At 68.4% G+C, this 12,104-nt stretch carries 10 protein-coding genes; 7 read left to right on the top strand and 3 right to left on the bottom strand.

Annotation, left to right across the window (positions count from 1 at the left end; all coding sequences use genetic code 11):
* Positions 1–37 precede the first annotated feature (37 nt).
* The 4 genes from RM543_RS05330 to fosX all read left to right on the top strand — a co-directional run bounded on the left by RM543_RS05330 (position 38) and on the right by fosX (position 3,718).
* Positions 38–1,123, top strand: coding sequence for an ABC transporter permease (locus tag RM543_RS05330; RefSeq protein ID WP_311689877.1), 1,086 nt, complete (start codon positions 38–40; stop codon positions 1,121–1,123).
* A complete protein-coding gene (locus RM543_RS05325) occupies positions 1,123–2,055 on the top strand; it encodes an ABC transporter permease (RefSeq protein ID WP_311689876.1) in 933 nt (310 codons plus the stop codon). Before RM543_RS05330 ends, RM543_RS05325 begins: the two co-directional genes overlap by 1 nt.
* Before the next feature lie 34 nt (positions 2,056–2,089).
* On the top strand, positions 2,090–3,169 hold the full coding sequence (locus RM543_RS05320) for a BMP family ABC transporter substrate-binding protein (protein ID WP_311689875.1): 1,080 nt from the start codon (positions 2,090–2,092) through the stop codon (positions 3,167–3,169).
* A 144-nt stretch (positions 3,170–3,313) separates the two neighbouring features.
* Complete coding sequence (fosX, locus tag RM543_RS05315) at positions 3,314–3,718, top strand: FosX/FosE/FosI family fosfomycin resistance hydrolase (protein WP_432280434.1); 405 nt, start codon at positions 3,314–3,316, stop codon at positions 3,716–3,718.
* A gap of 167 nt (positions 3,719–3,885) precedes the next feature.
* Here fosX and RM543_RS05310 read toward each other — a convergent pair whose 3' ends face one another.
* The 3 genes from RM543_RS05310 to RM543_RS05300 all read right to left on the bottom strand — a co-directional run bounded on the left by RM543_RS05310 (position 3,886) and on the right by RM543_RS05300 (position 8,148).
* The gene (locus tag RM543_RS05310; RefSeq protein WP_311689873.1) at positions 3,886–6,375 is read right to left on the bottom strand and encodes a GcvT family protein; all 2,490 of its coding nucleotides are present in this window, start codon (positions 6,373–6,375) and stop codon (positions 3,886–3,888) included.
* Positions 6,376–6,604: 229 nt separating this feature from the next.
* Entirely contained in the window at positions 6,605–6,856 is a 252-nt protein-coding gene (locus RM543_RS05305; RefSeq protein ID WP_311689872.1) for a DUF2842 domain-containing protein, read from the bottom strand.
* A complete protein-coding gene (locus RM543_RS05300) occupies positions 6,856–8,148 on the bottom strand; it encodes an adenylosuccinate synthase (RefSeq protein ID WP_311689871.1) in 1,293 nt (430 codons plus the stop codon). The genes RM543_RS05305 and RM543_RS05300 overlap by 1 nt, the downstream gene beginning before the upstream one ends.
* A gap of 206 nt (positions 8,149–8,354) precedes the next feature.
* Between RM543_RS05300 and RM543_RS05295 the strand changes: the two genes are divergently transcribed.
* From RM543_RS05295 to pyrG, 3 genes are all read left to right on the top strand, one after another.
* A complete protein-coding gene (locus RM543_RS05295; RefSeq protein WP_311689870.1) occupies positions 8,355–9,395 on the top strand; it encodes a M42 family metallopeptidase in 1,041 nt (346 codons plus the stop codon).
* A gap of 105 nt (positions 9,396–9,500) precedes the next feature.
* Positions 9,501–9,884 (top strand): preprotein translocase subunit SecG, encoded by a 384-nt coding sequence (gene secG, locus RM543_RS05290; RefSeq protein WP_311689869.1) that lies wholly within the window; start codon positions 9,501–9,503, stop codon positions 9,882–9,884.
* A gap of 202 nt (positions 9,885–10,086) precedes the next feature.
* Entirely contained in the window at positions 10,087–11,730 is a 1,644-nt protein-coding gene (gene pyrG, locus RM543_RS05285; RefSeq protein ID WP_311689868.1) for a CTP synthase, read from the top strand.
* The last annotated feature ends 374 nt before the right edge of the window (positions 11,731–12,104 follow it).

The following is a 12,104-nucleotide window of genomic DNA, read 5'->3' as shown; positions in this document are numbered from 1 at the left end:
GTCCTGCCGCATCCGCAGCCGCGCCGGAGGCCACAGCTTGATCACGCTCGAAAAACGCCCCTCGCCATCCCGCGCCTGGGCCTGGGCCACGCCCGTCCTAGCCGTCGTGCTCACGATGATCGCCGGGGGGCTGATGTTCGCGCTGCTCGGCAAGGATCCCGCGGGTGCGATCCGCACGATCTTCTGGGCCCCGCTCTTCGATCCGCAATTCGCCTCCTATTCCCGCCCGCAGCTCCTGGTGAAGGCCGGCCCGCTGATCCTCATCGCCGTCGGGCTCGCGATGGGCTTCCGGGCGGGCATCTGGAACATCGGCGCCGAGGGGCAGTACATCATCGGCGCGCTCTTCGGGGCGGGCGTCGCGCTCGCGGCCTATCCCTCGGGCAGCCCGCTGATCTTTCCCGCGATGATCGTCGCCGGTGCGCTCGGAGGCTTTCTCTGGGCGATGATACCGGCGCTCCTGCGGGTCTTCTTCAACACCAACGAGATCCTCGTCTCGCTTCTTCTCGTCTACGTCGCGGAGCAGTTCCTCGCGGCCATGGCGCTCGGGCCGATGAAGAACCCCGAGGGCGGCGGCTTTCCCGGCTCCCGCAATCTCCAGCAATACGACGCGGCCTCCAATCTCGAGCTCCTTCCGGGCACCGGACTGCACTGGGGCGTCGCCGCCGCGATCGTCGCCGTGATCCTCGGGCATGTCATGCTGACGCGGCACCTGATGGGCTTCCACATCCGCCTGGCCGGGCAGGCCCCTCGCGCGGCGCGCTTCGGCGGGGTTCATCCCGGCCGGCTGGTGATCTTCTGCCTCGGCCTCTCGGGCGCGCTGGCGGGCCTTGCCGGCATGTTCGAGGTCTCCGGCCCCGCCGGCCAGGTCAGCATCGACTTCAATTCGGGCTATGGCTTCACCGCGATCATCGTGGCCTTCCTCGGCCGCCTGCATCCCGTCGGCATCCTCCTTGCCGGGCTCCTGATGGCGCTCACCTATATCGGCGGGGAGCTTGCGCAGTTCATGCTGGGCATTCCGGCCGCCGCCATCCAGGCGTTCCAGGGGATGCTCCTGTTCTTCCTCCTAGGCGTGGACGTGCTGACCAACTTCCGCATCCGGATCGGCGCGCGGGGGGCTGCCTGATGGACCTGTCCTCGATCAACTGGCTCCTGCTCATCGCGGCCCTCATGGTCGGCGCGACGCCGATCCTCCTCGCCGCCATCGGGGAACTCATCGTGGAGCGCTCTGGCGTTCTGAACCTCGGCGTCGAGGGGATGATGATCACCGGCGCGATCTGCGGCTTCGCCGTCGCCGTGGAAACCGGCAGCCCCGCCCTCGGCTTTCTCGGCGGGGCGCTCGGCGGCGCCGTCCTGTCGCTGGTCTTCGGCCTCCTGACGCAGGTCTTCCTGTCCAATCAGGTGGCGACGGGCCTTGCGCTCACGCTCTTCGGCCTCGGCCTCTCGGCGCTGATGGGACAATCCTATGTGGGCATCCGCCCGCCGGCCACGCCCAAGCTGGATCTCGGCCCCCTGTCGGACATCCCCGTCCTCGGACCGATCCTCTTCCGGCACGATCCGATGATCTACATCTCGATCCTGATCGTCGCCCTCGTCTGGGCCGTCCTCTTCCGCACCCGCGCCGGCCTCATCCTGCGCGCCACCGGAGAGAGCCCCGAGGCCGCCCATGCGCTGGGGTACCGCGTGATCCGCATCCGCCTTCTCGCGATTGCCTGTGGCGGCGCGTTGGCCGGGCTCGGCGGAGCCTACCTCTCGCTCGTGCGGGTGCCGCAATGGACCGAAGGGATGACCGCCGGCGCCGGCTGGATCGCCCTCGCCCTCGTCGTCTTCGCCAGCTGGCGGCCCTGGCGCGTCCTGATCGGCGCCTATCTTTTCGGCGGCCTGACCGTGCTGCAACTGAACCTGCAGGCGGCGGGCATGAAAATGCCGGTCGAATACTTGTCGATGTCGCCGTACATCATCACCATCCTCGTGCTCGTGCTCATCTCGTCCGGCCGCGGACGGATCTCGACGAGCGCGCCGGCCGCCCTCGGCCGGACGTTCCATGCCTCCACGTGAGGCCAATACGAATCCAACAGGGAGAGTGCATTTCATGCTCATCAGACATCTACTCGCCGGCGCCGCGATGGCGCTCACGGCCACAGGCGCGCTGGCACAGGACGACGGCGAGCCGCTCAAGGTCGGTTTCGTCTATGTCGGCCCGATCGGAGACGGCGGCTGGACCTACGAGCACGAGCAGGCCCGCCTCGCGCTCGTCGAGGAATACGGCGACCGGATCGAGACGGTCTATCAGGAGAGCGTCCCCGAGGGCGCCGATGCCGAGCGCGTGCTGACACAGATGGCACTGTCCGGCACGGATCTCATCTTCACCACGTCCTTCGGCTACATGGATCCGACGATCAACGTCGCGCAGAAATTCCCGGATGTGAACTTCGAGCACGCCACCGGCTACAAGCGCGCCGACAACGTCGCGACCTATTCCTCGCGCTTCTACGAGGGCCGGGCCGTCATCGGGCACGTCGCCGGCAAGATGACCGAGACCAACAAGATCGGGTACATCGCCTCCTTCCCGATCCCCGAGGTCATCCGCGGCATCAACGCCGCCTACATCGCCGCGAGCGAGGCCAATCCCGATGTCGAGTTCAACATCGTCTGGGCCTACACCTGGTTCGACCCGGCCAAGGAAGCGGATGCCGCGCAGGCCCTGATCGAGCAGGGCGCCGACGTGATCCTGCAGCATACCGATTCCACCGCCCCGCTTGCCGCCGCGGAGCAGGCCGGCGGCGTGGTCGGCTTCGGCCAGGCCTCGGACATGGCCGAGTACAAGCCCTCCCCGCGCGTCTCCTCCATCATCGACAACTGGGCGCCGTACTACATCGAGCGCGTCGGCGCGGCCATCGACGGAACCTGGGAGAGCAAGGACACCTGGGGCGGTATCGACACCGGCATGGTCGAGATCGGCGAGATGACGGACGCGATCCCCGAGGATGTCCGGCAGGAAGCGCAGGACCTCGCCGACAGCATCTCCTCGGGCGAGTACCACCCCTTCACCGGCCCCCTGAACTACGCCGACGGCACCGAGTGGCTTGCCGAGGGCGAGACGGCCGATGACGGGACGCTTCTCGGCATGGACTTCTACGTCGAAGGCATCGACGCCGAGATCCCCAACTGATCGGGGCGAGACAAGCAGATCGAGAAAGGCCCGCCTCGTTTGGCGGGCCTTTGCATTTGGTGGTGCACCTCGTGGCCGAACTCGATGTGGGCATCACGCCGTGTCCGACATAGTCTCCCCGTAGAGTTTCTCGGAGGCGGTGCAATGGTTCAGGGGCTAAGCCATATGACGTTCATCGTGAGCGATCTCGACAAGATGGAAGAGATGCTCACGACGGTCCTGGATGCCAAGAAGATCTACGACAGCGGCGACAGGACGTTCTCCATCTCCAGAGAACGCTTCTTCGATATCGCGGGCATCTGGGTCGCGACGATGGAAGGCGCCCCCCTCCCGGAAAAGACCTACAACCATGTCGCCTTCAGAATAAGACCGGACGACTACGACGAAAGACTTGAGCGCATAAAGGCGCTTGGTCTGGAGGTCCGGGAGGGCCGTTCACGCGTCGAGGGCGAGGGTCATTCGATCTACTTCTACGACTACGACAACCACATGTTCGAGCTGCACAGCGGCACTCTGGAAGAGCGGCTCGAGCGCTATGCGAAGACTTGACCCGGGCGTTCGCGGCAAGCCTTCGCTCCGGGAAACCCGCGACGCGCGCGGCCGTTCTGCCGGCGACGATCGCGTCCGCCCCGCCTTGCGGGGCAGGTTGCGTGGGCGGTCATGGCCGTTCCGGCCCGACCCCCACGCAACCCCGTTCGAAGGCGCCGTGACCGGCCTCAGCCGTCCTTCCGGATCGTCTCGTTCTTCGGATCGTACGGGCTGTCCTCGGTGACTTCGGCATCAAAGAGCTCGCCCAGCATCCGGACCTTGAGCTTCGTGCCCGGCGCGGCGTGATCGGGGTGGACGTAGCCCATGCCGATGGACTTGTCGAAGGCGGCCGACCAGCCTCCCGAAGTCAGGCGGCCAACCCGCTCCTCACCGGCATAGAGCGCCTCGCGGCCCCAGGGATCGGCATCGTCCGGACCGTCGATCAGCAGCGTGACGCAGGTCGAGCGGATGCCCTTCTCCTCCATCGCCGCCTTGCCGTGGAAGTCCTTGGAGAGGTCCACGAAGCGGTCGAGGCCGGCCTCGAGGGGGGTTGCGTCCCGGCCGAGTTCGTTGCCGAAGGCACGGTAGGACTTCTCCTGCCTGAGCCAGTTCTGCGCCCGCGCTCCGACGAGGGTCAGCCCGTGTTCGGCTCCGGCCTCCACCAGCTTGTCGAAGAGGTGGTTCTGCATCTCCATCGGGTGGTGCAATTCCCAGCCGAGTTCCCCGGTATAGGCGACGCGCAGCGCCATGACGGGCACCATGCCAAGCTCGATGTTGCGCATGGAGAGCCACGGGAAGCGCTTGTTGGACAGGACCGTCTCCGGCTCCGCGTCCCGCACAAGGCTCTTCAGCACGTCCCGCGCCTTCGGACCGGCGAGGGCGAACACGCCCCATTGCGTGGTGACGTCCTGGACGTCGATCCGGCCGAACTCGGCTTCCTTGTCCTCGACGGCCTTCCGCAGGAAGTCGCCGTCATAGGCGGACCAGGCGCCGGCGGAGACGAGGTAGAAGCTGTCCTCCGCGAGGCGCACGATGGTGTACTCGGTGCGGACGGTGCCGGCGGAGGTCAGCGCGTAGGTCAGGTTGATCCGGCCGGTCTTCGGCAGGCGGTTGCATGTGAACCAGTCGAGGAAGGCGGCGGCGCCGGGCCCCTTCACGGTGTGCTTCGTGAAGGCCGAGGCGTCGATCATGCCGACGTTCTCGCGGATCGCCTTCGCCTCGGCGCTGGCGTATTGCCACCAGCCACCGCGGCGGAAGGACCGGGCGCCGTGGTCGTCGAAGTCGATCCCCCCGAAGTAGTTCGGACGCTCCCAGCCGTTCACCACGCCGAACTGCGCGCCGCGGGCGGCCATGCGGTCGTAGCAGGGCGCCGTGCGCAGCGGCCGGCAGGCGGGGCGCTCCTCGTCGGGGTGATGGAGGATGTAGACGTGCTCGTAGGCCTCCTCGTTCTTCCGGGCGGCATACTCGGTCGTCATCCAGTCGCCGTAGCGCCGCGGATCGAGGGAGGCCATGTCGATCTCCGCCTCGCCCTCGGTCATCACCTGGGCGAGGTAGTGCCCGGCGCCGCCGGCGGCGGTGATGCCGAAGGAGAAGCCCTCCGCCAGCCACATGTTGCGCAGGCCCGGCGCGGGCCCGAGGAGCGGGTTGCCGTCCGGCGTGTAGCAGATCGGACCGTTGTAATCGTCCTTGAGGCCCACCGTCTCGGAGGACGGGATACGGTGGATCATGGACATGTATTCCTCCTCGATCCGCTCGAGGTCGAGCGGGAAGAGGTCGGCGCGGAAACTGTCCGGCACACCGTATTCGAAGCGCGCGGGGGCGTTCAGCTCGTAGGGGCCGAGGATCCAGCCTCCGCGCTCCTCGCGCACGTACCACTTGGCATCCGCGTCGCGCAGGACCGGGTGCTGCGGGTTGCCGGCGCTGCGGTACTCCACGAGCGCGGGATCAGGCTCGGTGACGATGTACTGGTGCTCGACAGGGATCGCCGGGATCTTGATGCCGAGGAGTTTCGCCGTGCGCTGCGCATGGTTGCCGGTGGCGGTGACGACGTGCTCGGCGGTGATCTCCGCGGTTTCGTCCGAGGGGACGAGGTTGCCCCCCTTCTCCACCATCTTCGTGACGGACACGATCCATTCGGAGCCGGTCCAGCGGTAGCCGTCCACCTGCCAGCGCCGCTCGATCGTGACGCCATGCTGCCGCGCGCCCTTCGCCATCGCCTGGGTGACGTCGGCGGGATTGATGTAGCCGTCGGTCGGATGGAAGATCGCGCCCTTGAGATCCTCGGTGTTCACGAGCGGCCAGCGCTCGCTGATCTGATCCGGGGTCATCCATTCGTAGGGAATGCCGACGGTCTCGGCGGTGGAGGCGTAGAGGCGGTACTCGTCCATCCGCGCGTCGGTCTGGGCCATGCGCAGGTTGCCGACGACGAAGAAGCCGGCATCCAGCCCCGTCTCCTCCTCCAGCGTCTTGTAGTAGCGGATGGAGTAGTCGTGGATGTGGCTCGTGGCGTAGCTCATGTTGAAATACGGCAGGAGGCCGGCGGCGTGCCATGTGGAGCCGGCGGTCAACTCGTCCCGCTCGAGGAGCATCGTGTCCCAGCCGGCTTTTCCGAGGTGATAGGCGATCGATGTCCCGACGGCGCCGCCGCCCACCACCAGTGCCCGAACATGCGTTTTCATCGCGCGGTACTCCGTCTCGTGACCATCACCGGAATGAGGCCAGCGGCGTCGCTCTGCCGCGAAAGGCGCGACGCCATGGGCGCTGTTTGCGACAAAGCGGTGAAGAGACGGCAGGGAGAGGACCGGTTCGGAAGCAGGGGACCTGCGCGGCGGGGCGCGAACGGCGCGCCGCGGCCCGGCCGCTTTGCCGCGGGGGGCGGGCCGGCGCGTGGCCCGGCCCCCCTTCAACCTATCGGCGGCGTTTCGGCGGCTCGGGCGGCGCGTCGGGATCGTCCGGGTCGTGCCGGCCGACGCCCTTGAATATGGCGCGGAACGGCAGCGCCCACACGATCCCGAGGATCACGTACACCGCCAGTTCGACCCAGATCGACGGACGGTCCAGCGCGTTCAGTATGGTAACGGCCACGACGACGTAGGCCGGAAGGCCGATCAGCAGGATCAGCAGCGAAAGCCGCTTCCGCGTCTTGTGACCGAGCGCCATCAGTCGGCGAAGGGGTCAGTGACGAGGATCGTGTCCTCCCGCTCGGGCGAGGTCGACAGAAGCGCGACGGGGCACTCGATCAGCTCTTCCACGCGGCGGACGTACTTGATCGCGGCGGCCGGAAGATCCGCCCAGCGGCGCGCGCCGGCGGTGCTTTCCGACCAGCCTTCCATCGTCTCGTAGATCGGCTCGACCCGGGTCTGCGCCTCGCTGGCGGTGGGCAGGTAGTCGATCCGCTCGCCGTCCAGCATGTAGCCGGTGCAGATGCGCAGTTCCTTGAAGCCGTCCAGCACGTCGAGCTTCGTCAGCGCGATGCCGGAAACGCCGGACGTGGCGCAGGTCTGGCGCACGAGGGCGGCGTCGAACCAGCCGCAGCGGCGCTGCCGGCCGGTGACGGTGCCGAACTCATGCCCCCGCTCGCCGAGGCGGCGGCCATTGTCGTCGATCAGCTCGGTCGGGAACGGGCCCTCTCCGACGCGGGTGGTGTAGGCCTTGACGATCCCGAGGACGAAATCGACGGCGCCCGGGCCGACGCCCGTCCCCGTCGCGGCCATGCCTGACATCGTGTTGGACGAGGTCACGAAGGGATACGTGCCAAAATCGATGTCGAGAAGCGCGCCCTGCGCCCCTTCGAAGAGGATGCGCTTGCCGGCGCGGCGGGCATCGGTCAGCTCCCGCCAGACCGGCTTGGCGAAGGGCAGGACCTTGGGGGCGACCTCGCGCAGCGCATCCATGAGCGCGGCGCGGTCCACCGGCTCCATCCCGAGGCCGCGGCGGAGCGCGTCGTGGTGGACGAGCAGGCGGTCGACCCGGCCTTCGAGCGTGGCCGCATCGGCCAGATCGGCGACACGGATGGTGCGGCGGCCCACCTTGTCCTCGTAGGCGGGGCCGATGCCGCGCCCGGTGGTCCCGATCTTGGAGTTGCCGGCGCCGGCTTCGCGAGCGCGGTCCAGCTCACCGTGGACGGGCAGGATCAGCGGCGTGTTCTCGGCGATCATCAGGCTGTCCGGGGTGACGTGCACGCCCTGCTTGGCCAGTCGCTCGATCTCCTCCAGCAGGGCCCAGGGATCGAGGACGACACCGTTGCCGATGACCGAGAGCTTGCCGGTGCGGACGATGCCCGAGGGAAGCAGCGAGAGCTTGTAGACCTCACCGTCGATGACGAGCGTGTGGCCGGCATTGTGGCCGCCCTGGAAGCGGGCGATCACATCCGCGCGCTCGCTCAGCCAGTCTACGATCTTGCCTTTTCCTTCGTCGCCCCACTGGGCGCCGACAACGACGACGTTAGCCATTTGATGCACCCTTTCTCGAGCCGGCGCCGGTATAGCCGCGCCGCCCGCCGGGCGAAACCGGCAATCGTCGAAGCGCCGCGATGTCGCGGGCAGCCCGCCCTTTCCCGCCGATCGCCGCCTCCGGCGGCAGCGCCGCCCCACTGGACAATCCCCCCCGCCCCGCCCCATGTCTGGTGCGACCTGACCTGCCCCGAAGGAGCGCCCCAATGAACATCGATCTTCTCAAGCGCCTGTGCGAGACCCCCGGCGTTCCGGGATGCGAGGACCGGGTGCGCGACCTGATCCGCGAAGAGGCCGAGGGTCTCTTCGACGCGATCGAGACGGACCCGATGGGCTCGCTGCTCTGCCGCCGGGATGCGCGCGGCGACACTGGCGGCGAGGCGCCCACCCGCGTCATGCTCCTGTGCCACATGGACGAGATCGGGTTTCTCGTCAGCCACGTGTCCGAGAAGGGCTTCGTCTACGTCCAGCCGGTCGGCGGCTTCGATCCGCGGACGCTGTTCTCCCGCCGCGTCCTCGTCTGCACCGACGACGGCGACATTCCCGGGATCATGAACCCCGCCGGCAAGGGCCTGCACATCTCCTCCCCCGAGGAGCGCAAGAAGGTCCCCGAGATCTCCGAGTTCTACATCGACACCGGCCTCGGCGAGGCGGCGGCAGAGCGTGTGCGCGTCGGCGACATGGTGGTGATGGACGCGCCCTTCGCGGAAATGGGTGACAAGATCGTCTCCAAGGCGCTCGACAACCGCATCGCCTGCTGGCTCGGCCTCGAGGCGATCCGGGCGCTGGGGGATGCCGCGAACTCGGCGGAGATCCATGTCGCCTTTACCTGCCAGGAGGAAGTCGGCCTTCGCGGCGCGAAGACGGCGGCCTACCGGATCAAGCCCGACATCGGTCTCGGCATCGACACGACGCTTGCCTGCGACACCCCCGGCGTGCCCGAGGCGGACCGCACGACGCAGCAGGGCAAGGGCTTCGGCCTGCACCTGCGGGACGGCTCCTTCATCGCCGATCGCGGCCTGGCCCGCGACGTCGAGGATCTGGCGAAGGAGAAGGGCATCCCCTTCCAGCGCACCATGCTTCGCGCCGGCGGGCAGGACGGTGCGGCGGCGCAGCAGGCGGCGGCGGGCGCGAAGGCGCTCGGGATCGTCGTCGGCACCCGCTACATCCACACGACCTGCGAGATGATCGACAAGACGGACCTGACCGCCGCGCGGGACATCCTCGCCGCCTATCTCGCCCGCTGACCGTCATCCTGACTGATCGCGCCCCGGCGCCGCGCCCCTGATGGGTTGCGGCGCCGACGCGCTTCCCATAGATACCCGCCAGTCCGATCTAGGGGCCTCCACGCCATGCAGAACGTCATTCTCATCGTCCACCTGGTCCTGGCCCTGTGCCTGATCGGCATCGTGCTGCTTCAGCGCTCCGAAGGCGGCGGCCTCGGAATGGGCGGCGGCGGTGGTGGCGGTGGCGGCGTCATGAGCGGTCGCGCGGCGGCCACGGCGCTCGGCAAGCTCACCTGGGCCTTCGCCATCGCGTTCATCGCGACGTCGATCACGCTGACGATCCTCGCGGCAGCCGATTCGTCCTCCAGCTCGGTGACCGAGCGCCTGACGGGCCGTCCCGCGGCGGAGACTCCGGCCGAGACGCCGGACAGTGACAGGCCGTCCGGCACGGATCTGCTCCCGCCGTCCGCGGATGGCGACGCACCGCTGGTGCCGCAAGCCGCCGACTAGTCGGGCCCGCGGCCGCCGGACCCACGGCAGACACAAGAATTCGCTGCCCCGAACGCGGGGCGCAACATCATATAGAGGGCGCCGGCCTTGTCCGGCTCCGCGGAATGACCTATAGGCTTGGGTCCCGTGGTGCCGCGCTATCGGCACGTCCGAATGACGGAATTTCCGGGCCCGAGGCGCCCGAATCACGCGGGGGGCCTTCATGGCGCGATTCATCTTCATCACAGGCGGTGTCGTGTCGTCCCTCGGCAAGGGCCTTGCGTCAGCGGCGCTCGGTTCGCTCCTGCAGGCCCGTGGCTTTACCGTCCGCCTGCGCAAGCTCGACCCCTATCTCAACGTCGATCCCGGCACGATGAGCCCGTTCGAGCATGGCGAGGTCTTCGTCACCGACGATGGCGCCGAGACCGATCTCGACCTTGGCCACTACGAGCGATTCACCGGCGTCGCCGCCCGCAAGACGGACAGCGTCTCCTCCGGCCGGATCTATTCCAACGTGCTGGAGAAGGAGCGCCGCGGCGACTACCTCGGCAAGACCATCCAGGTCATTCCTCACGTCACCAACGAAATCAAGGACTTCATCTCGATCGGCGAGGACGAGGTCGATTTCATGCTGTGCGAGATCGGCGGCACGGTGGGCGATATCGAGGGCCTTCCGTTCTTCGAGGCCATCCGCCAGTTCAGCCAGGACAAGCCGCGCGGGCAGTGCATCTTCATGCACCTCACGCTTCTGCCGTGGATCAAGGCGTCGGGCGAGCTCAAGACCAAGCCGACGCAGCACTCCGTCAAGGAACTGCGCTCCATCGGCATCGCGCCCGACATCCTGGTCTGCCGCTCCGAAGGGCCGATCCCGGCGAAGGAACGGGAGAAGCTGGCGCTGTTCTGCAACGTCCGTCCCGATGCCGTCGTCGCCGCGCAGGATCTGTCCACGATCTACGACGCGCCGCTCGCCTATCACCGCGAAGGTCTCGACCAGGCCGTGCTCGATGCGTTCCAGATCAGCCCCGCCCCGAAGCCGGACCTCTCTCGCTGGGAGGACGTCTCGGACCGTATCCACAATCCCGAGGGCGAAGTCCGGGTGGCCATCGTCGGCAAGTACACCCAGCTTGAGGACGCCTACAAATCCATCGCCGAGGCGCTGACCCATGGCGGCATGGCGAACCGCGTGAAGGTTCGGGCGGAGTGGATCGACGCGGAGCGGTTCGAGCGGGAGGACCCTGCGCCGCTCCTCGAGCGCTATCACGCGATCCTCGTCCCCGGCGGCTTCGGAGAGCGCGGCACGGAAGGCAAGATCCGCGCCGTCGAGTTCGCGCGAACCCGCAAGATCCCTTATCTCGGGATCTGCCTCGGGATGCAGATGGCGGTCATCGAAGGGGCACGGAACGTCGCCGGCCTGAGCACCGCCGGCAGCCAGGAATTCGACCATGAGGCGGGGGAGAAGCGGTTCGAGCCGGTGATCTTCCACCTCAAGGAATGGATCAAGGACAACGAAACCGTCGCCCGCTCCGTGCTTGACGACAAGGGCGGCACCATGCGCCTCGGCGCCTACGAGGCGCAGTTGAAGGACGAGTCCCTCGTCCGCGAGATCTACGGCGCCCCGACGATCTCCGAGCGCCACCGCCACCGCTACGAGGTGGACATCAAGTATCGCGAGAAGCTCGAAGAGGCGGGTCTGTGCTTCACCGGCCTGTCGCCGGACGGCCGCCTGCCCGAGATCGTCGAATGGAAGGACCATCCCTGGTTCGTCGGCGTCCAGTTCCACCCCGAACTGAAGTCCAAGCCCTTCGACCCCCACCCCCTCTTCCGCGATTTCGTACGCGCCGCGAAGGACGTCAGCCGACTGGTCTGATCAGAGCGAGGTCCGCACCGGCACCGGCGCCCTGCCCGGATCGTCACCCGTACGGCGGGACACGCTGCCGCCTCTCCTTGAAGGCAACGCAGGGCGTCCTGCCGCCGGCTCCCCGGCCTCCACTCTCTTAGGGTCGCGCCGTCCCCCCCCCCCCCCCCCCCCCCCCCCCCCCCCCCCCCCCCCCCTCTCCCCCCCCCCCCCCCCCCCCCCCCCGCCCCCCCCCCCCCCCCCGCCCCCCCCGCCCCCCCCCCCCCCCCCACCCCCGCCCCCACCCCCCCCCCCCCCCCCGCCGCCCCCCCCCCCCCCCCCCCCCCCCCCCCCCCCCCGCCGCCCCCCCCCCCCCCCCCCTCCCCCCCCCCCCCCCCGCCCCCCCC

Source organism: Tropicimonas omnivorans (genome assembly GCF_031846565.1).
Lineage (GTDB): Bacteria > Pseudomonadota > Alphaproteobacteria > Rhodobacterales > Rhodobacteraceae > Tropicimonas_B > Tropicimonas_B omnivorans.
Note: the sequence above shows the minus strand (reverse complement) of the source record. Positions and strands in the feature narration are given on the sequence as shown.

Excerpts from the sequence above, each read along its gene's own strand:
- RM543_RS05325 (WP_311689876.1), top strand. The coding sequence starts at position 1,123 with ATGGACCTGTCCTCGATCAACTGGCTCCTGCTCATCGCGGCCCTCATG.
- RM543_RS05320 (WP_311689875.1), top strand. The coding sequence starts at position 2,090 with ATGCTCATCAGACATCTACTCGCCGGCGCCGCGATGGCGCTCACGGCC.
- fosX (WP_432280434.1), top strand. The coding sequence starts at position 3,314 with ATGGTTCAGGGGCTAAGCCATATGACGTTCATCGTGAGCGATCTCGAC.
- RM543_RS05310 (WP_311689873.1), bottom strand. The coding sequence starts at position 6,375 with ATGAAAACGCATGTTCGGGCACTGGTGGTGGGCGGCGGCGCCGTCGGG.
- RM543_RS05305 (WP_311689872.1), bottom strand. The coding sequence starts at position 6,856 with ATGGCGCTCGGTCACAAGACGCGGAAGCGGCTTTCGCTGCTGATCCTG.
- RM543_RS05300 (WP_311689871.1), bottom strand. The coding sequence starts at position 8,148 with ATGGCTAACGTCGTCGTTGTCGGCGCCCAGTGGGGCGACGAAGGAAAA.
- RM543_RS05295 (WP_311689870.1), top strand. The coding sequence starts at position 8,355 with ATGAACATCGATCTTCTCAAGCGCCTGTGCGAGACCCCCGGCGTTCCG.
- secG (WP_311689869.1), top strand. The coding sequence starts at position 9,501 with ATGCAGAACGTCATTCTCATCGTCCACCTGGTCCTGGCCCTGTGCCTG.
- pyrG (WP_311689868.1), top strand. The coding sequence starts at position 10,087 with ATGGCGCGATTCATCTTCATCACAGGCGGTGTCGTGTCGTCCCTCGGC.